We start from the raw sequence: 20,255 nt of genomic DNA, 5'->3' as shown, positions 1-20,255 counted from the left end.
CCGGGTTCCGCTGGGGCCTGGCGGGGCCGTTACTGAACGGTAGGGTTCACCGTCGCACGGGTCAATGCCCGCTTATGGCCGCAACTCAGGCCTTTCTCGTTATTTGCTGTGTCTGTTATGTTCGGTGATTCGGCTTTTCTGGGCGGTCAGATGCGCGGCACCTCGCGCAGCTCCTCCTCCGCGCGGATGACGTGCATCACCGCGTTGATCAGCGCCAGGTGGGTGAACGCCTGAGGGAAGTTGCCCAGGTGCCGGCCGCTGTGCGCGTCGATCTCCTCGGCGTACAGCTGAAGCGGGCTGGCGTAGGACAGCAGCTTCTCGCACATGGCCTTGGCACGCTCCAACTCGCCGATCAGCACCAGCGAGGACACCAGCCAGAACGAGCAGATCGTGAACGTGCCCTCCTCGGAGTCGAACCCGTCGTCCGTCTCCGTGGCCCGGTAGCGCAGCACGAGGTCGTCCTGGGTCAGCTCGTCGGCGATCGCGAAGACCGTCTCGCGGACCCGTTTGTCGTCCGGGGGCAGGAAGCCGAGCATGGGGATGAGCAGCACCGACGCGTCGAGCGACTTCGTGCCGTAGTACTGGACGAAGACGCCGCGCTCGTCGACGGCGTTCTCGAGGATGTCGGCGTGGATCTCGTCGGCGGCCCGCTGCCAGCGCTCCGCCCGCTCGTGGTCGCCGCGGATCTGGGCGAGCTGGGAGCCGCGGTGGGCGGCGAGCCAGCAGAAGAGCTTGGACGAGGTGAAGTGCTGCGGCTCGCCGCGTACCTCCCACATGCCGCGGTCGGGGAAGCGCCAGTGCTCGAGCGCGGCCTCGACCTGCTTCACGATTATCGTCCAGAGCCGGTCGTCGAGCCGGTCGCGCTTGCGGACGTACAGGTAGATGGAGCCGATGATCGCGCCCCAGACGTCGTGCTGCTGCTGGACGTACGCGCCGTTGCCGATGCGCACGGGACGCGCGCCGTCGTACCCGTGGAGGTGGTCGAGCGTGGACTCCTCCAGCTCGGCCCGGCCGTCGATGCCGTACATGATCTGCAGGTGGCCGCCCGCGGCCTCGGCGACGTCGGTGATGAAGTGGAAGAAGTCGTTGGCCTCCCAGTCGAAGCCCAGCGTGTAGAAGGCCCACAGGGCCATCGTCGAGTCGCGGATCCAGGTGTAGCGGTAGTCCCAGTTGCGGTCGCCGCCCGGCGCCTCCGGCAGGGAGGTGGTCGCCGCCGCCGCGACCGCGCCCGTTGGCGCGTACGTCAGGCCCTTGAGCGTGAGCGCGCTGCGCTGCAGGTGCGCCCGCCAGGGGTGGTCGGGGAAGCGGCCCCGGTCGAGCCAGTGCTGCCAGTGGTGGACGGTCCAGGTGAGCCGCTCCTGGGCCTCGTCGCACGACTGCGGCGGCCGGTGCTCGCTCCACGACAGCGCCACGAACCGGCTCTCGCCCTCTTTCAGGAGCGTACGGGCGGTGGCGAGGGAGCCCTCGAACCCGATGTTCAGGTCGCTGGTGAGCCGCAGATCGATGCCGTTCCCCTTGGCCACGGCCTCGTGGTAGCCGACGCCGGTGTGCTCCCACTTGGCGCTCTTCCGGCCGTAGTCGAAGATCGGCATGCAGTCCAGGCGCACCTGCGCCTGGCCGTTCTCACAGCGGATGACGCGCAGCAGCACATGGTCGGCGTCATAGTCGGTCGGGGTGCGGCGATGGGTGTGGGACCGCTGGTCCTCGTGATGCCACGGGCCCATGAGCAGGGCGTCGAGGACGACGAGCCAGCCGCCCGGCGTCCACCACGTGGTCTCCAGCACCATCGTGCCGGGGATATAGCGACGGGCGGCGGGCACCTCGATGCCCGCGGGCCCGACGCGGAAGTATCCGGCGTCGCGGTCGAGTAGCGAGCCGAACACGCTCGGGGAGTCCATGCGCGGCAGGCACATCCACTCGATATTGCCGCTCGGGGCCACCAGCGCGGTGGTCTCGGTGTCGGACAGGAACCCGTAATCGGCGATCGGCGCGAACGCCTCACCAGCCCCGGGATTGGTCACAGGCCTCATCCGCACATCATCCCGCAGCCGTGGCAGCGTCTGCACCTGCGCGCTCCGCGTCGAGGGCTATTGGGGCGAAATGGGGGGAATGTCGGTATTGGAATAGACCACTACACCGGTGCTGACCTGCGCAAAGATCGATGAGCGCTGACAGTGACGATCGTTTCACCGAGAGCTGGGTAGAGTCGCCGCATTCAGCGTGGACCGGAGGGAAAAGAGTCTCCCATGCCGAAGTACGTGTACGACTTCACCGAGGGCAACAAGGACCTGAAAGATCTGCTGGGGGGCAAAGGCGCGAACCTGGCCGAGATGACCAATCTCGGCCTCCCCGTTCCGCCGGGATTCACCATCACGACCGAGGCCTGCCGGCACTACCTCGAGCACGGAGCCGTTCCGGACGGCCTCGACGCGGAGATCGACCGTTACCTCGACGCGCTCGAACGGCAGATGGGCAAGCGACTGGGGCAGGCCGACGACCCGCTGCTGGTCAGCGTGCGTTCCGGCGCCAAGTTCTCGATGCCGGGCATGATGGAGACCGTCCTCAACGTGGGCCTGAACGACGAGTCCGTGCACGGGCTCGCCGGGCACGCCGGCGACGAGCGGTTCGCCTGGGACTCCTACCGGCGGCTCATCCAGATGTTCGGCAAGACGGTCCTGGGAATCGACGGCGAGCACTTCGAGGACGCACTCGAGAACGCCAAGCGCGCGAAAGGCGTCGGCAACGACCTCGACCTGGACGCCGCCGACTTCAAGGACCTCGTAAAGACGTTCAAGGGGATTGTCCGCGAGCAGGCCGGCCGCGACTTCCCCACCGATCCGCGCGAGCAGATGGACCTGGCGGTCAAGGCGGTGTTCGAGTCCTGGAACGCCCCGCGCGCCATCCTCTACCGCCGCCAGGAGCGCATCCCCGCCGACCTGGGCACCGCGGTCAACATCGTCGCGATGGTCTTCGGCAACCTGGGCATGGACTCCGGCACCGGCGTCGCCTTCACCCGCGACCCCGCGAGCGGCCACCAGGGCATCTACGGCGACTACCTGCAGAACGCCCAGGGCGAGGACGTCGTCGCCGGCATCCGCAACACCGTGCCGCTGGCGGAGCTGGAGCAGATCGACAAGCGCTCCTACGACGAGCTCCTGCAGATCATGGAGACGCTGGAGAACCACTACCGCGACCTGTGCGACATCGAGTTCACCATCGAGCGCGGCAAGCTGTGGATGCTGCAGACCCGCGTCGGCAAGCGGACCGCCGCCGCGGCGTTCCGCATCGCCTGCCAGCTCGTCGAGCAGGGGCTCATCGACGAGGACGAGGCGGTCAGCCGGGTGACCGGCGACCAGCTCGTCCAGCTGATGTTCCCGCGCTTCGCCGACGACGCGACGGCCGAGAAGATCGCCCAGGGCATGAACGCCTCGCCCGGCGCGGCGGTCGGCAAGGCCGTCTTCACCTCCGCCCGCGCCGTCGAGCTCGCCGAGCAGGGCGAGGACGTCATCCTCATCCGCCGCGAGACCAACCCCGACGACCTCGACGGCATGATCGCCGCGCGCGGCATCCTCACCTCCCGCGGCGGCAAGACCTCGCACGCCGCCGTCGTCGCCCGCGGCATGGGCAAGACCTGCGTCTGCGGCGCCGAGGAGCTCGAGGTCGACGTACGGGCGGGGAAGGTCACCGGGCCCGGCGGCGTGACGATCTCCGAGGGCGACGTCCTCTCGATCGACGGGTCCTCCGGCGCGGTCTACCTCGGCGAGGTCCCCGTCGTCGACTCCCCGGTCGTCCAGTACTTCGAGGGGACGCTGTCCGTGGAGGATGGCGACGAGCTGGTGGGGTCCGTGCACCGGATCATGACCCACGCGGACACGCGCCGCCGCCTCGACGTACGCGCCAACGCCGACACGGCCGCCGACGCCTCGCGGGCCCGGCGGTTCGGCGCGAAGGGGATCGGGTTGTGCCGCACCGAGCACATGTTCCTCGGCGACCGGCGGCAGCTCGTGGAGGACCTCATCCTCGCCGAGACGGAGAAGGACCGGCAGGCCGCCCTCGACGCGCTCAAGCCGCTGCAGAAGCAGGACTTCGCCGAGATCTTCGAGGCGATGGACGGCAGCCCGGTGACGATCCGGCTGATCGACCCCCCGCTGCACGAGTTCCTGCCCGACCTGACCGAGCTGTCGGTCAAGGTGGCCACCGGCGAGGCCTCCGACGACGAGCGCCGCCTCCTGGACGCCGTACGCCGGCTGCACGAGGAGAACCCGATGCTCGGCCTGCGGGGCGTACGGCTCGGCGTCGTCATCCCGGGCCTGTTCGCCATGCAGGTCAGCGCGATCGCCGAGGCGGCCGCGGAGCAGAAGGCCGCCGGCCGCGACCCGCACCCGGAGATCATGATTCCGCTGGTCGTCGCCGTGCAGGAGCTCGAGCTCATCCGTGACCAGGCCGAGGAGGTGCTGCGCGAGGTCGGTGTCGAGGCGCCGATCGGCACCATGATCGAGTTGCCGCGCGCCGCGCTCACGGCCGGGCAGATCGCCGAGGCGGCGGAGTTCTTCTCCTTCGGCACCAACGACCTGACCCAGACGACGTGGGGATTCTCCCGCGACGACGTGGAGGCGGCGTTCTTCAGCCGCTACCTGGAGCTGGGCATCTTCGGCGTGTCCCCGTTCGAGACCCTCGACGTCGACGGCGTCGGACGGCTCGTCCGGGTGGCCGCCGAGGAGGGCCGCAAGACCCGCCCGGACCTCAAACTGGGCATCTGCGGCGAGCACGGCGGCGACCCGGACTCGGTGCACTTCTTCCACGAGGTCGGCCTGGACTACGTGTCCTGCTCGCCGTTCCGGGTCCCGGTCGCGCGCCTGGAGGCGGGCCGGGCGGCTATACAGTCATCAGAGAGTGACAGCCGCTGAACCACCGACCCGGCCGACCGCGTCTAATGGGTCGTGCGAGACGGAGGAGCGATCACCGAACGACCTGACCGTGGCGAGCCCACGGTCGAGCTCGGCCGGGACACCTCGGGTGTCCCGGCCGAACCGGCGCGTACCCGCAGCGACCTGCCGCAGTGGCGGCCCGACCCCACGCGGCAGGACCTGCCCCGTCGCGGACGCGACGAAGAGGACCCCCAGGACGACCGGACGAGCGTGCTCGAGCCGCCACGGGAGTACGCGGACCGGCGCGCCGCAGACGACGTGGACGGCGGCGGCCCGGACGACTTCGACGGCGGTGGCCCGGACGCGGACGAGCACGCCGGCGCGACCGAACCCCGGCCGCGCCGGCGTTCTGGATGGCGGTGGGTGCGGCGGGTGGTCTACCTGCTGCTCGTCCTGATCATCGGTACGCCGCTGTTCGCCGGGTTCCGCGTCTGGTACGTCGCCCGGCAGGACGACCACCGGCACTCCGACGCGATCATCGTGCTCGGCGCGGCGCAGTACAACGGCAAGCCCTCGGCCGTGCTCGAGTGGCGGCTGACGCACGCCCTGAAGCTGTACCGCGAGGGCGTGGCCCCGCACATCGTCACGGTCGGCGGCAACCGGCCCGGGGACAACTACACCGAGGCCGGTACCGGCAAGGCGTGGCTGAACGAGCACGGCGTGCCGAACAGCCGGATCGTGGCGGTGCGCAGCGGCAGCGACACCCTGCAGAGCATGATCGACGTGGGCAGGGAGTACAAGCGGCAGGGGTGGCATACCGCCGTCATCGTGACCGACCCCTGGCACGCGCTGCGCTCCCGCACGATGGCCGACGACAACGGGATCAAGGCGGTCACCTCGCCGACCCGCAGCGGGCCCACCGTCGGCACCCGGGACACGCAGTTCCACTACATCGTCCGCGAGACGGGCGGCTACCTCTGGTACGTGTTCATCGGCCGCTGGCGCGGTGACTCCTGATTGACCTCAACCTAGGTCGAGGTCGTAGCCTCGGGAGTCATGATCTTCACTGACAGGGAACGCGCGTATCTGGCCGGACAGAACCTCGGCCGCCTGGCGACCGTCGCCGCCGACGGGGCGGTCCAGGTGCGGCCGGTCGGCTTCCGCCTCAACGAGGACGACACGATCGACATCGGCGGGCCGAACCTGAGCGCCAGCCAGAAGTACCGCAACGCCCAGGCCAACCCCGTGGTGGCGTTCGTCGTCGACGACATGACCCCCGACGAACCGGGGGCGGTCCGGCCCGGCTGGGGCCGCGGCGTCGAGATCCGGGGCCGCGCCGAGACCCTCGCCGTCGAGAAGCCGCCGTTGGCGCCGGGCTTCTTCAGCAACGAGGTGATCCGCATCCACCCCCGGCGCGTCAACAGCTGGCACATCGATCCGGACCACCCGGAGCTGAACACCCGGAACGTCGGCTGAGGACGCGGATTTCGGACCGCTCGAACCGGTTTTCCGGCCAAATCGGGCAACGTGTGGTCTACGCACTGACGAGCGGTCCGCCGGAGTCGCGATCTAATTAACAAGAAAGCTTCTTAAGAATATTGACGGCTCCGGTTCACATCGGGCTTACTCGGATCGACTGCCGCTTCAGGTAAGGCGCAGGCGGAAGCCTCCGGGGGCTCGCCCGACGACAGCGACAGGGTTCTGACCGCCGGACGCGACCCCGCCCGCGCCTGTGCGCGGGTGCCCGCAAGGAGGACCCGTGCGTGTTCGCCCGCGTGCCCTGACCATCCTGACCGCCTGCCTTCTCGCGCTCGGCGTCCTGACCGCCGGGCGCGCCCACGCCGCCGGCCCGCTCACCGCCACGTTCGCGAAGACGTCGGACTGGGGGAGCGGTTACCAGGGCCAGTTCACCGTCAAGAACGGCGGCTCCTCGGCGGTCAGTGGCTGGACGGTGGCGTTCGATCTGCCGTCGGGGTCGTCGGTGGGCACGTACTGGGACGCGCTGTTGACCCAGTCGGGCTCGCATTACACGTTCAAGAACCGGGACTACAACGCGTCGGTCCCGGCGGGTGGTTCGGTGTCGTTCGGGTTCGTGGTGTCGGGGAGCGGGACGCCGACCGGTTGCACGCTGAACGGCGCGGCTTGTGACGGCGGCGGGGGTGGTGGCTCGGACACCCAGCCGCCGAGCACACCCACCGGACTCGCCGTCACCGGGCACACCTCCTCGAGCCTTTCCCTGTCCTGGAACGCCTCGACGGACAACGTCGGGGTGACGGGGTACGAGGTGTACCAGGGATCGTCCCTGGCCACGACGGTCTCGGGGACGAGCGCGACGGTGTCGGGGCTGGCCGCGTCGACCTCGTACTCCTTCAAGGTGCGGGCCAAGGACGCCGCCGGGAACGCCTCGGCCTTCAGCGCCACGGTCAGCGCCACCACCGACAGCGGCGGCGGGACCCCGCCGCCGTCCGGGGACCTGCGCGCGGCGCCGTACTTCATGCCCCTCGACAACGACCCGCAGCCGATCTCCGGGATCGTCTCCGGCAGCGGCGTGAAGTCGCTGGTCCTCGCCTTCGTCCTCGCGCCGAACGGCGGAGGCTGCACCCCGACCTGGGACGGCGACACCGCGCACCCGGTCTCCTCGGACACCGCCGTCAAGGCACAGGTCGACGCGGTACGCGCGGCGGGCGGCGACGTCGCGGTCTCCTTCGGCGGCTACAACGGTCTGGAGCTCGGCGCCGCCTGCTCCGACGCCGCGTCCCTCGCCCAGGCGTACCAGCAGGTGATCGACAAGTACGCCCTCACCCATGTCGACTTCGACATCGAGGGCGACGACCTCGGCGACGCCGCCGGGGAGACGCGGCGCTTCCAGGCCATCAAGATCCTCAAACAGAACGCGGCCGCCGCCGGGCGCACTCTCCAGGTCTCCCTCACCATGCCGGTGACGACCGTCGGCCTCAGCGACCTGGACAAGGCCGAGATCCAGCGGGCCAAGGACAACGGGGCCGACATCGACCTGTACGCGGTCATGGCCTTCGACTACGGAGGCCCGGCGGCGTCCATGGCCGCCGACGTCCAGAAGGTGATGGAGGCCGCGCACACCCAGCTCACCGCGCTGCGCCCCGACCTGTCCGACGCGAACCTCTACGCCCGTACGGGCCTGATCCTGATGAACGGCCACACCGACCAGCCGAGCGAGCTGTTCACCCAGGACACCTTCCGCACGCTGCTCGGCTACGCGCAGCAGCACCATCTCGGCCGGCTGTCGTTCTGGTCGCTGAACCGGGACCGGCAGTGCACCGGAACCACCGGCTGGGCGGACGGCAAGTGCAGCGGCGTCACCCAGCAGCCGTACGACTTCGCGACGATCATCGGTCAGTTCACCGGTTGAGCCCCGGCTCCCGGTCGTTCCACCCGCCGGCGCGGCCGGGAGCCGGTCCCATCGAGAGCCCGCCCCACGAGAGAGGTCCCCGCCTTGAAGAGATCCAGGATCGCGTCCCTGCTCGTCGGGATGCTGCTACTGCCCCTGGCCGTCGTGCTGACCGCGGTGTCGGCGTACGCGGCGGCGAACACGGCGACGTTCGCCAAGACGTCGGACTGGGGGAGCGGTTACCAGGCACAGTTCACGGTCACGAACAACGGCTCGTCGGCGATCAGTGGCTGGACGGTGGCGTTCGATCTGCCGTCGGGGTCGTCGGTGGGCACGTACTGGGACGCGTTGCTGACGCAGTCGGGCTCGCACTACACGTTCAAGAACCGGGACTACAACGCCTCGATCGCCGCGGGTGCGTCAGTGTCGTTCGGGTTCGTGGCGTCGGGGAGCGGCACGCCGACCGGTTGCACGCTGAACGGCGCCGCCTGTGACGGCGGCGGAGGCGGTGGGGGTGGTTCGGACACGCAGCCGCCGAGCACGCCCACCGGGCTGACGGTGACCGGGCACACCTCGTCGAGTGTGTCGTTGTCCTGGACGGCCTCGACGGACAACGTCGGGGTGACGGGGTACGAGGTGTACCAGGGATCGTCCCTGGCCACGACGGTCTCGGGGACGAGCGCGACGGTGTCGGGGCTGGCCGCGTCGACCTCGTACTCCTTCAAGGTGCGGGCCAAGGACGCCGCCGGGAACGCCTCGGCCTTCAGCGCCACGGTCAGCGCCACCACCGACAGCGGCGGCGGTGGAGGCGGCGGCACCGGCGGCGGCCGGTTCTCGCCCTACATCGACATCACGATGGCCAGCCCGACGCTGAAGGACGTGGCCACGGCGACGGGCCAGAAGCACTTCACCCTGGCCTTCGCGCTCGCGGACAGCACCGGGTGCAACCCGTCGTGGGGCGGCACCATCCCGCTGAACGACTCGCGCGTCATCGGCGAGGTCAATGACCTGAAGAGCGTCGGCGGCGACGTCACGGTGGCGACCGGCGGCGCGACCGGGCCGTACCTGGAGAACACCTGCGGCAGCTCGTCCGCGCTGCTCGCCGCCTACGAGAAGGCGCTCGACGCGGTCGGCAGCAACCGCCTCGACGTCGACGTCGAGGCGTCCATCCCGGTCGCGCAGGTCAACACCGCCCTGAAGCAGTTGCAGGCCGCGCGCGGCACCACGGTCACCTACACGCTGCGGGTGCAGTCCTCGGACTACGGCGTCGACCCGTTCTCGGTGCAGATCCTGCAGGACGCCGCCTCCCGCGGCCTGAACGTCACCGTCAACCCGATGCTGATGGACTTCGGGTACTCGGGCTCCTGGGGCGACGCCCTGATCGCCGCGGCGAACTCCACGCTCGGGCAGATGAAGCAGGTCTGGCCCGGCAAGAGCGACGCCGAGCTCAAGGGCATGCTCGGCCTCACCCCGATGATCGGTAAGAACGACACCGGCCCGACCACCACACAGGCCGTCGCCGGTCAGGTGCTGAGCTACGCCCAGACCAACCACGTCGGGTACATCGGCTTCTGGTCGGTCGGCCGCGACAACGGCGGCTGCCCGAACGGCTCCGTCTCGCCGACCTGCAGCGGCATCAGCCAGAGCACGTACGAGTTCACCAACATCTTCAAGGGCTTCACGGGCTGACGCCCCGACAGGCCCCTGGAGGGGGAGCCGCGGGCCGTTCCCGTCCGCCACCCGGACGGGAACGGCCGTCGGCGGTTCATCGCGGTGCTCGGTGAACGCCGTGACGAGGCCGACGGTTCAGGGCCTTTGTCCGGCTCCGCAGGCGCGGTCACCGAGCATTCGGTGCGGCCCCGGCACCAGCAGGAACCTGGTCAGCACACCGTCGGCTGGTACATGCCGGTCGTCGCGATCATGCCGCTCGGTGACACCCTCATCGTCCTGCGCCACGGCGGCACCAAGGCGGTCGCGTTCGGCATCCACTTCGCCACCGCCGTGGCGATGCTCATCAGCGCCGCCCTGATGTTCGCCGTCTGAGCGAGATCGTCCCGTCGAACCCCGCGAGCTTCGCCGCCGGTCACGCGGACGCCCGGCCGACGATCGCCGCGGACATCCGCGGCGATCTCAGCGAGGCCGACCGGAGCCCGGCCCGGGAGGGAACGCCCCGCCGCCCGGACCCGGGCCTTGACCGGGGACCGCACCGCCCGGACCCGGAACCGGGCCGTGTCCCGAGGCGCCACCACCCGGATTCGGGCCCATGCCCCCCTGGTTCGGCACCATTCCACCCGGCGGCGGGACCGCACCCACCGCACCGCCGGGACCCGGGTACGACCCGCCCGGAGCCGGGACCGCACCACCTTGGGCGGGCGCGGCGGCGGGGGCGGACGCCGGGGTGACGCCCAGGCGGAGCAGGTGCTCGTACAGGGAGTTGACCTGACCGGGGTCATCGACCGCCCTGCGGACGAGGTCGGTCAGGTCGACCTCGGCGCCGCCGCCGTCGACCAGGCGGGCGACGTCGGACCAGGAGAAGGTGTAGCGGACGCGGCCCGCCTGGATGAGCAGGCCCTCGAAGGCGCGGGCGACGACGCGGGCCACCAGCGCGCGGGTGTCATCACCCTGCCAGCCGGCCATCCGGAGGCGGTTGCCGAGGTCGCCGGCGCCGCCGCCGGCGAGGATCCGCAGGACCGTGTCGACCGTCGGCTGCGGGGTGTTCGTCGCCTGGCCGGCGGCGGTGAACACGTCCTTCATCGCCTCGGCGTTCGCTCCGGCGTAGAGGCCGCGTTCGACGATCTGCGGCCACTCCAGGACCGGCAGGCGCAGGGCCTCGTCGGTCAGCATCGAGGCCTGCGTCGCCAGCGCGGCGCGCTGAGGGTCGGCGAGCAGCGCCAGGGCCGGCCGCGGGTCGGGGCGCGCCGCCGGTTCCGGCAGCGCCGCGATCGCGGCGAGGCGCTCGGCCAGGCTCGGGTGGGAGTCGTACGGCGAGCGTTCCTCGGGCGCGTTCACGACCTTGGCGAGCTCCTCCTGCCGACTCGGTTCGCGCAGCAGCGTGTAGAACCCGGCGAACAGGTCCGCCGGACGGCCCTGAGCGGGACCGATCAGCGAACAGTAGGAACCGAGATAGAAGTTCCAGGCCGCCGCGCTCGCGCGTACCTTCCGGAGGGCTTCGCCCATCGGCCGCCGCCCGGAGACGGCGACCGCCGCGGCGTCGGCCTCCAGCTCCTGCCGCCGGGACACCGCCTGCGACACCCGCAGGTACAGCTTGGCGTACAGCAGGAAGACCGTGCGGATGATGGCGTGGTCCCGGAGCCGCTCGATCGTCCTGATCAGCGACGTACGGCCCCGGTAGGTGATGCCGCCCAGGCGGGTGTGCGATCCGCTGTAGTGCCCGAGTTCGTGGCAGAGCACCGCGCGCATCTCGTCGGCGGTGAGGCTGAGCATGAGCGGGATGCCGATGTACATGTACCGTCGCCCAGGGATGAGGCCGAGGAGCCGGGTGTTCTCGCTGACCGCGGCGTTCACGTCGGGGACGAGACGGATCTCGTCGGGCACCCGGGTCTGGACCTGGTGGGCGAGCTCGGTGACCGTGCGCCACAGCTCCGGCTCGTCGTGGGGCGTCACCGCGACGCCGGGCTGCTCCTCGTCCTTGCGGCGGCCGACGACGAAGACGCCGCGCAGCATCGCCAGGACGCCGAAGGTGGCCAGCGCCGCGACCTTGAAGCCGCCCGCGTGGCCGTACTTCACCGCGTAGAAGTCGAAGAAGACCGTTCCGGTGGTGATGGCGGCGACGAGCACGTAGAAGCCGGCCAGCAGTACGACGGCGACCGCGGCGCGGAACGTGGTGAGCATGGGCGGCCCTCGAGACGTGCGGACAGGGAGGTGAAGAGGACCTTAACCTGCCGCGGTGACGTTTGGCACGGCCGGTTCAGTGGTGCCAGGGCAGCAGGACGGGCTCGGCCGGGCGACGGCCGGCGAGGAGATCGCGCAGCAGCGGGACCAGCCCGAATGGGTAGACCGCCTCCGTGGTGGCGGCCAGCTCGTCCACGGTCCACCACCGGTGCCCGCTGACGTGCTTCAGCTCGTACGGCTGGAGGCCGCCGGTGTCGACCTCGTGCGCGGTGACCCGGTGGAGGAAGAAGTCGTCGCGGAACGTTCCCTTCGCCCAGCTGAACTCCGCGTACCCGGAGGTCGTCGCCACCGGCGTCCCGAGGTCCTCCGGGGCGACGATGAGGCCGATCTCCTCGCGCAGCTCCCGGGCCGCCGCCTCGTGGAGCGCCTCGCCGTCGTCGACGCCTCCTCCGGGCGTCAGCCAGTAGTGACCGCGCGCGCGGCGGCGGTGGTCATGGAGCAGGCGGAGCAGGAGGACGCGATCGGCGTCGTCGATCAGGAGCACGCGGGCGCTGCGGCGTCGGTACGGTCCATCGGGCATGCCCGCACTCTAGATGGATACGCTCGGACTCCGATGACCCGTTACACAGAGCAGGACACGGCGCGCTGGGCGCCCGAGCCGCCGAAGCGGCGCGAGCGCACGCCGTTCGAACGGGACCGGGCGCGGGTGCTGCACAGCGCGGCGCTGCGCCGGCTGGCGGCCAAGACCCAGGTGGTCGAGCCGGCGGCGGGCGACCAGCGCGGTCAGCACAGCCCGCGGACCCGCCTCACCCACTCTCTGGAGTGCGCGCAGATCGGCCGGGAGCTCGGCAAGGCGTTCGGCTGCGACCCCGACCTCGTGGAGGTCGCGTGCCTGTCGCACGACCTCGGTCATCCGCCGTTCGGCCACAACGGCGAGACGGCGCTCGACGAGGTGGCGGCCGCGTGCGGCGGGTTCGAGGGCAACGCGCAGAGCCTGCGCCTGCTGACCCGGCTGGAGGCCAAGTCGTTCGCGCCGGACGGGCGCAGCGTCGGCCTGAACCTCACCCGGGCGGCGCTCGACGCGGCGATGAAGTACCCCTGGCCGAGGAGGACGCCGGTCGGTGACGGCGCGAAGTACGGCGTCTACGAAGACGACCGGCGGGTCTTCGCCTGGCTGCGGGACGGCGCTCCAGGGAGCGAACCCGACGCGGCGAGCGGAGTGGGCACCGAGGGTGAGCGGCCGAGCGATACGAGTCCCGCCGGCGGGGCGCGGCTCTGCTTCGAGGCGCAGGTCATGGACTGGGCCGACGACGTCGCCTACTCCGTGCACGATCTGGAGGACGGGCTGCACGCCGGGCACATCCGGCTGGAGCGGCTGGCCGACCCGGCCGAACGCCGGGCCGTCTGCGAGCTGACCGCCCGGCTCTACTGCGAGGCGGAGGTCGCCGAACTTGAGGAGCGGTTCACCGAGCTGCTCGCAGAGCCGTACTGGCCGCGCGCCTACGACGGCACGCTGCGCGCCGCGGCCGCGCTGAAGAACCTCACGAGCGAGCTGATCGGCCGGTTCTGCCGGGCCACCGAGCGGGCCACGCACGAGGCGTACGGCACCGGCCCGCTCACGCGGTACGCGGCGGACCTGGTCGTGCCGCGCGGGCGGCGGCTGGAGTGCGCCGTGCTCAAGGGCGTCGCGGCGCGGTACGTGATGGGGCGCGCGGACCACGGCGCGCTGCAGGCCCGGCAGCGGGAGCTCATCGCCGAACTCGCCGACGCGGTCGCGCGGCAGGCGCCGCTGGTCCTCGACCCGGTGTTCCGCGGGTTCTACGCCGAGGCCGCCGACGACCGCGCGCGGCTGCGCGTCGTCGTCGACCAGCTCGCCTCGCTGACCGACACGTCGGCGCTCGCCTGGCATCGCGAACTCCTCGGCTGACGCTTCGCGCGCTGCGCCCTCCCGAGAGGGGCGCGCGGAGGATACTGGGCTGACTCTGATCCAAGAGGTGGAGGAGCCCATGCCCGTCCCTGAGACCTACGTCATCGTCGGTGCGAGCCTGGCCGGCGCGAAGGCCGCGCAGACGCTGCGGGAGGAGGGTTTCACCGGACGCGTCGTCCTGATCGGCGAGGAGACGCTGCGGCCGTACGAGCGGCCGCCGCTGACGAAGGGATTCCTGGCCGGCAAGGACCCCTTCGACAAGGCGTACGTCCACGAGGACTCCTGGTACGCCGACAACGACGTGGAGCTGCGTCTCGGCGTCCGGGTGAGCGGGCTGGACCGCGCCGCCCACGAGGTACGGCTCGCGGACGGAGAGCGTGTCGGCTACACCAAGCTGCTCCTCACCACCGGCGCGTCCGCCCGGCGGCCGGCGGTTCCCGGCGCCGACCTCGAGCACGTCCACTATGTACGGGACGCGTCCGACTCGGAGCGGCTGCGCGCGGCGCTGGAGCCCGGGGACCGGCGGGTCGCGGTCGTCGGCGCCGGCTGGATCGGGCTGGAGGCGGCGGCCGCCGCCCGCGCGTACGGCAACGAGGTACGGATCATCGCGCCGTCCACGCCGCTGCGCCGCTCCCTGGGCACGGAGCTCGGGGAGGTCTTCGCGGCCCTGCACCGCAGGCACGGCGTGGAGTTCGTCACGGGTGAGGTCGCGAAGATCACCGAGTCGTCCGTCCTCACGACCGACGGCACGGAGACGCCCGCCGACGTCGTGATCGTCGGCGTCGGCGCGGTGCCCAACACCGCGCTCGCGGAGGAGGCGGGCCTGGAGGTGGACGACGGCATCGTGGTCGACGCGTCGCTGCGCACCTCCGACCCGGACGTCTACGCGGCCGGCGACGTCGCGAAGGCGGACCACCCGCTGCTGGGCCGGCGGATCCGGGTCGAGCACTGGGCGAACGCCCTGAACGGCGGCCCCGCGGCGGCGCGCGCGATGCTGGGACGACCGGTCGTGTACGACCGCGTCCCCTACTTCTACACCGACCAGTACGAACTGGGCATGGAGGCGTCCGGCGCCTGGGTCGGCGGCTATGACCAGGTCGTGTACCGCGGGACCGACCCGGCCGCGTACGTCTCGGGCGACACCGACGAGCTGGAGTTCATCGCGTTCTGGCTGTCGGGCGGCAGGGTCGTCGGCGGGATGAACGTCAACGTCTGGGACGTCGCCGGGGACATCCAGGCGCTGATCCGGTCGGGCCGTCCGGTGGACGCCGCGCGGCTGGCGGACCCCGGGGTACCCCTCGCCGACCTGGTGTGAGCGCTCCGCCCGGCGGGCCCGACGGCACCCCTCGCCGAGCCGATGTGAGCGCGCCGGGTACCGTCGGCCCGTGACCGACGAGGAGTGGGCGGAGCACCGCCCGGCGGTGTTCGGGGTGGCGTACCGGCTGCTCGGCACCGTCGCCGACGCGGAGGACGTCGCGCAGGACGTATGGCTGCGCGCGGCGGCCGCCGACCTGTCCCAGGTCGCGGACGTACGCGCGTGGCTGGTGACGGTCTCGGCGCGCCGGTCGTACGACATCCTCCGCTCGGCGCGGGTGCGCCGGGAGGCCTACGTCGGCCCCTGGCTGCCGGAACCCCTGCTGACCGGGCCGGACGCCGCTGAGCCGGTGCTGGTCGACGAGTCGGTCGGCACCGCGATGCTCCTCGTCATGGAGGAGCTGACGCCGCCGGAGCGGGTCGCGTTCGTCCTGCACGACGTCTTCGAGGTGCCCTTCGACGAGGTGGCGAGCGTGCTGGGCAACACTCCCGCGGCCAGCCGGCAGCTCGCCTCCCGGGCGCGCCGCCGGGTGGCCGCGGCCAAGGAGGGGCCGCGCGTTGCCCGGCCCGAGCGGGAGCGCGTGCTCACGGCCTTTCGCGCGGCGTACCAGACCGGTGACCTGGAGGGTCTGGTCAAGCTGCTGCACCCCGACGTCGTCTACGTCACCGACGGCGGCGGCAAGGTCTCGGCGGCGCGCAAGCTCATCGTCGGCGGCCGGAAGGTGGCCGAGGTGCTGCAGCGGATGCGCGCTCGCTGGGCGCTCGGCCATGCCGTCCCCTGTGAGATCGGCGGCGAGCCCGCCCTGGCGATCCTCCGTGACGGCGCGGTCGCGGTGATCGACACGTTCGACATCTCCGCCGACGGCCGGATCCTGGCGATCCGGCGGGTGCTCAATCCGGAGAAGCTGACGCACGTCAGCGTGGCATCCTGAAATTCCTGCCGGGAATCCGTCACACCGGGCGGTGCCGTCTCGTCTCCCTGGCGAAGAACCACCACCGAGAAGGGTTGACGCGATGTCGCGCTTGAACGTCGCCGAACTGGCACCCGAGGTCTACAAGGCGTTCCTCCAGGCCGAGCAGGCGATCCGCAGGGGACCGCTGACCGCCACCGTCCGCGAGCTCGTCAAGATCCGCGGCTCGCAGCTGAACGGCTGCCTCTTCTGCATCGACATGCACACGCACGAGGCGCTCGAACTCGGCGAGAACCTGAACCGGATCATTCAGCTGCCCGCCTGGCGGGAGTCGCGGCTGTACACCGAGGCGGAGCGGGCCGCGCTGGCCTACACCGAGGCCGCCACCAGGGGACCCGAGGAGGTCTCCGACGAGATCTGGAACGCGGTGACCGACGCGTTCAAACCGGACGAGGCGGCGTTTCTCGTCGCCCAGGTCGCGCAGATCAACATGTGGAACCGCGTCGCCGGGACCATGCACACCCAGCCCCCGAACCGGGACTGACGCGTTCCCGCGAGACCGGCGCGCCGTCCGCGCGACGGCGCGCCACCGGGTCCACGGCGGTCAGCGGCGTACGGGGTCGACGCGGCGGCCGTCCTCGCCGAACAGCAGCATGCGGTCGGTGTCGATGGCCAGCCGGATGGCGTCGCCCGCCGATACGCCGGACCGCGATTCGAGCCGGAACACCACGTCCGACCGGCGGTGATGGCCGTCGTGCCGGCCCGGTTCGGGCATGGGCTCCTCGGCGACGATCCCGGCGGACCGCAGGATCCGGCGCAGCACGCCCCCGCCTGAGCTCGGCTCCGGGCTCGCCCAGGGCGGGTCGTTCTCGTACGGGGCCTCCGGGTCGACGTGCGGCAGGCCGGCCTCCGCGTAGGCGAGCCACTCGGAGCCGTGGAACTCCAGCGCCCGTACCCGGCCCGCGATCAGACCGTCCGCCGCGGGCCGCAGGGCGTCGGCGCGGAAGCCGACCGTCAGGTACCTGCCGTGGTGCGACACCAGCGTGGGCGCGCGGGGGTCGGACCAGGGCAGGACCAGCCGCTGGTTCCCGAGGCCGAGGATGATCCCCTCCTCCTGGTCCGCCCAGACGCCCGTCCTGATGAGGTTGATCGGCGGGGCGCTCAGGAACGCCGCCACGAACATCGTCGCGGGGTCGTCGTACACCTGCTGAGGGGTGCCGACGTCCTGCAGCACGCCCTGCCGCATGATCCCCACCCGGTCCGCGAGCGTGAGCGCCTCGGTCTGGTCGTGGGTCACGTAGAGCGTGGTGACCTTGAGGCTGCGGACCAGGGCGCTGATCTCCATGCGGAGCTCGGTGCGCAGGCCCGCGTCCAGGTTGGACAGGGGCTCGTCCATCAGGAAGATGCCGGGTTCGCGGATCAGCGCCCGCCCCATCGCGACGCGCTGGCGCTGGCCGCCCGACAGGGTCGAGGGCAGGCGGTTCAGGGTCTCCTCGATGCCGAGCGCCCGCGACAGCTCGACGATGCGTTCCTGGTTGGCCGGCGACACGTCCTTGGAGATCTCCAGCGGGAACGCGATGTTGCCCCGGACGTCGCGGTGCGGGTAGAGCGCGCCGCTCTGGAACACCATCGCCAGGTCGCGGTCGCGCGGCGGGAGGCCGTTGGCGTATCTGCCGCCGAGCCACAGGTCACCGGAGGTGATCTCCTCCAGGCCCGCGACCATGCGCAGCAGCGTCGACTTCCCGCAGCCGGACGGGCCGAGCAGCACGAACAGCTCGCCGTCGGGCACGCGCAGGCTCACGTTCCGCACGGCGTGGAAACCGTCCGGGTAGACCTTGTTCACCGCGTCGAGGACGACTTCGGTCATCGTTCCACCTTGCGTCGCCGGGACGACCTATGGCGGCTCTCCGTCGCTCGCGCGGGTTCATCGCGGCCCCCGGACCACTCGATGCAGAGTGACGGCGGCATCCGCCATTGCCGCCGAAGTTGAGTAAGTACATCGCGCCTTTCCGTGATTTGTCCAGACCGTTGGCGCGCCGATTGATCAGGTCACGCGGCCCCCTCCAGGGTGTCCGGTACGGCCCGCGGTGTCCGAGGTCAGGACTAGACTGCCGACGTGGCAGGCCGGATCCGTGATGAAGACATCGCCCTCGTACGTGAGCGGTCGCCGATCGACGCGGTCGTGGGGGAGTACGTCCAGCTCCGTAACGCGGGCGGCGGCGCGCTCAAGGGTCTCTGCCCCTTCCACGACGAGAAATCGCCATCTTTCAACGTTTCGAACGGAATGTACTTCTGTTTCGGCTGCGGCGAGGGCGGCGACGCGATCGGCTTCATCCAGAAGATGGAGCACCTGTCGTTCGCCGAGGCGATCGAGCGGCTGGCGGCGAAGGCCGGCGTGCAGCTCCGCTACGCCGACAGCGGCTACGTCCCCAATCGGCAGAAGGGCGAGCGCACCCGTCTGGTCGAGGCGCACCGGGCCGCCGCGGAGTTCTTCACCGAGCAGCTGCTCACCCCGGCGGCCGAGCTCGGCCGCCGCTTCCTCGCCGAGCGGGGTTTCGGCCGGGAGGACGCGGAGCGGTTCGGCGTCGGCTACGCGCCGAACGAGTGGGAGGCGCTCGTCCGGCACCTGCGCGGCCGGGGCTTCACCGACAAGGAGCTCGTCACCGGGGGGCTGGCCAGCCAGGGGCGGCGCGGGCCGATCGACCGGTTCCGCGGCCGGCTGATCTGGCCGATCCGCGACCTCACCGGCGACGTCATCGGGTTCGGCGCGCGCCGGCTGGAGGAGCGGGACGACGGTCCCAAGTACCTCAACACCCCCGAGACGCCGCTGTTCAAGAAGGGCTCGGTGCTGTACGCCGCCGACCTGGCGAAGAAGGACATCGCCAAGCGGCGGCAGGCGGTGATCGTCGAGGGCTACACCGACGTCATGGCCTGCCACCTGGCGGGTGTCGGCACCGCGATCGCGACCTGCGGCACCTCCTTCGGCGACGAGCACATCAAGATCCTGCGCCGGCTGCTGCTGGATCAGGACGAGGCTCGAGGTGAGGTGATCTTCACCTTCGACGGCGACGCCGCCGGCCAGAAGGCCGCGCTGCGCGCCTTCGAGACGGAGCACCGGTTCACCGCCCAGACGTTCGTCGCCGTGCAGCCGGACGGCCTCGACCCGTGCGACCTGCGGCTCCAGCACGGTGACGCGGCAGTGCGCGACCTGGTCGCCTCCCGCGTGCCGCTGTTCCGGTTCGCGATCCAGGCGACGATCGCCAAGTACGACCTCGACACCACCGAGGGCCGGCTCGCCGCGATCGACGCCGCCGCGCCGATCATCGCGGGCATCAGGGACCGGGGCATGCGCGAGCGCTACGCCATCGATCTGGACAAGTGGACCGGCTTCCTCGACGAGCAGTTCGTCCTCCGGCGGGTGCGCGAGCACGGCTCCGGCCGTCCGGGCGACGGCCGGCGGGGTGAGGGCCGGCGCGGCGACGCGCGCGGGCGGCGGCCCGAGCCGGCTCCGGCCCCGCAGCGCCCGGCGCATGACCTGAACGACCCGGTCGTCCAGGTCGAGCGCGAGACGCTGAAGCTCGCGGTGCAGCGGCCCGCGCTGCTCGGTCCGGCCTTCGACGCCATGCCCGCCGACGCGCTGCTCGTCCCGGGCCACGCCGCGGTGCGATCGCTGATCGCGGAGCTCGGCGGCGTCGTGACGGCGCAGAGCGGACCGGAATGGGCCGGCCGGCTGCGGGACGCCGCGCCGAACGACGAGGTCAGGGCGCTGGTCACCGCGCTCGCTGTGGATCCGCTGCGCTCCAGCGGAGATCCGGATGACCGATATGCCGCTGCAATGCTGTCCAGATTGCAGGAGATCCAGGTCACGCGGGAGATCGCCAAACTGCAGTCCAAACTCGGACGGCTAAATCCGGTCGAGCACCGGGAAGAGCACAACCGCCTTTTCGGCGACCTCATGGCCCTTGAGCTGCAGCGAAAGATGTTGCGTGAGCGAGCCATCAGTTCTCTGTGACCCC

The 20,255-nt window shown here is 71.2% G+C and carries 15 protein-coding genes; 11 read left to right on the top strand and 4 right to left on the bottom strand.

Going from position 1 to position 20,255, the window contains the following annotated elements:
- Positions 1-146: 146 nt before the first annotated feature.
- A complete protein-coding gene (locus AB0L00_RS28875) occupies positions 147-2,030 on the bottom strand; it encodes a glycoside hydrolase family 15 protein (protein ID WP_345362359.1) in 1,884 nt (627 codons plus the stop codon).
- Positions 2,031-2,246: 216 nt separating this feature from the next.
- On the opposite strand from AB0L00_RS28875, the gene ppdK reads away from it, so the two are divergent.
- The 6 genes from ppdK to AB0L00_RS28845 all read left to right on the top strand — a co-directional run bounded on the left by ppdK (position 2,247) and on the right by AB0L00_RS28845 (position 10,278).
- Complete coding sequence (ppdK, locus tag AB0L00_RS28870; RefSeq protein WP_364440232.1) at positions 2,247-4,907, top strand: pyruvate, phosphate dikinase; 2,661 nt, start codon at positions 2,247-2,249, stop codon at positions 4,905-4,907.
- Positions 4,908-4,940: 33 nt separating this feature from the next.
- Complete coding sequence (locus tag AB0L00_RS28865; RefSeq protein WP_364440231.1) at positions 4,941-5,885, top strand: YdcF family protein; 945 nt, start codon at positions 4,941-4,943, stop codon at positions 5,883-5,885.
- Positions 5,886-5,924: 39 nt separating this feature from the next.
- Positions 5,925-6,344, top strand: a complete 420-nt coding sequence (locus AB0L00_RS28860) for a PPOX class F420-dependent oxidoreductase (protein ID WP_364440230.1) — start codon at positions 5,925-5,927, stop codon at positions 6,342-6,344.
- A 283-nt stretch (positions 6,345-6,627) separates the two neighbouring features.
- Positions 6,628-8,256: a cellulose binding domain-containing protein gene (locus AB0L00_RS28855; RefSeq protein WP_364440229.1), complete on the top strand. Its 1,629-nt coding sequence runs from the start codon at positions 6,628-6,630 to the stop codon at positions 8,254-8,256.
- A gap of 84 nt (positions 8,257-8,340) precedes the next feature.
- A complete protein-coding gene (locus AB0L00_RS28850; protein ID WP_364440228.1) occupies positions 8,341-9,924 on the top strand; it encodes a cellulose binding domain-containing protein in 1,584 nt (527 codons plus the stop codon).
- 126 nt (positions 9,925-10,050) lie between these two features.
- Entirely contained in the window at positions 10,051-10,278 is a 228-nt protein-coding gene (locus AB0L00_RS28845; protein WP_364440227.1) for a DUF4267 domain-containing protein, read from the top strand.
- Between the two features lie 87 nt (positions 10,279-10,365).
- On the opposite strand, the gene AB0L00_RS28840 is transcribed toward AB0L00_RS28845, so the two are convergent.
- Complete coding sequence (locus AB0L00_RS28840; RefSeq protein ID WP_364440226.1) at positions 10,366-12,087, bottom strand: M48 family metalloprotease; 1,722 nt, start codon at positions 12,085-12,087, stop codon at positions 10,366-10,368.
- A gap of 76 nt (positions 12,088-12,163) precedes the next feature.
- Entirely contained in the window at positions 12,164-12,667 is a 504-nt protein-coding gene (locus AB0L00_RS28835) for an NUDIX domain-containing protein (protein ID WP_364440225.1), read from the bottom strand.
- A gap of 33 nt (positions 12,668-12,700) precedes the next feature.
- Between AB0L00_RS28835 and AB0L00_RS28830 the strand changes: the two genes are divergently transcribed.
- The 4 genes from AB0L00_RS28830 to AB0L00_RS28815 all read left to right on the top strand — a co-directional run bounded on the left by AB0L00_RS28830 (position 12,701) and on the right by AB0L00_RS28815 (position 16,783).
- Positions 12,701-14,014 (top strand): deoxyguanosinetriphosphate triphosphohydrolase family protein, encoded by a 1,314-nt coding sequence (locus tag AB0L00_RS28830; protein WP_364440224.1) that lies wholly within the window; start codon positions 12,701-12,703, stop codon positions 14,012-14,014.
- Between the two features lie 79 nt (positions 14,015-14,093).
- The gene (locus tag AB0L00_RS28825; protein ID WP_364440223.1) at positions 14,094-15,329 is read left to right on the top strand and encodes an FAD-dependent oxidoreductase; all 1,236 of its coding nucleotides are present in this window, start codon (positions 14,094-14,096) and stop codon (positions 15,327-15,329) included.
- Between the two features lie 70 nt (positions 15,330-15,399).
- Positions 15,400-16,260 (top strand): RNA polymerase sigma factor SigJ, encoded by an 861-nt coding sequence (gene sigJ / locus AB0L00_RS28820; RefSeq protein WP_364440222.1) that lies wholly within the window; start codon positions 15,400-15,402, stop codon positions 16,258-16,260.
- A gap of 82 nt (positions 16,261-16,342) precedes the next feature.
- Positions 16,343-16,783: a carboxymuconolactone decarboxylase family protein gene (locus tag AB0L00_RS28815; RefSeq protein WP_364440221.1), complete on the top strand. Its 441-nt coding sequence runs from the start codon at positions 16,343-16,345 to the stop codon at positions 16,781-16,783.
- A gap of 60 nt (positions 16,784-16,843) precedes the next feature.
- On the opposite strand, the gene AB0L00_RS28810 is transcribed toward AB0L00_RS28815, so the two are convergent.
- Entirely contained in the window at positions 16,844-18,106 is a 1,263-nt protein-coding gene (locus AB0L00_RS28810; RefSeq protein ID WP_364440220.1) for an ABC transporter ATP-binding protein, read from the bottom strand.
- Between the two features lie 249 nt (positions 18,107-18,355).
- Here AB0L00_RS28810 and dnaG point away from each other — a divergent pair, with 249 nt between their 5' ends.
- Positions 18,356-20,251, top strand: coding sequence for a DNA primase (dnaG, locus tag AB0L00_RS28805; protein ID WP_364440219.1), 1,896 nt, complete (start codon positions 18,356-18,358; stop codon positions 20,249-20,251).
- Positions 20,252-20,255 lie beyond the last annotated feature (4 nt).

Source organism: Actinoallomurus sp. NPDC052308 (assembly GCF_040679195.1).
Classification (GTDB): Bacteria; Actinomycetota; Actinomycetes; order Streptosporangiales; family Streptosporangiaceae; genus Actinoallomurus; species Actinoallomurus liliacearum.
Note: the sequence above shows the minus strand (reverse complement) of the source record. Positions and strands in the feature narration are given on the sequence as shown.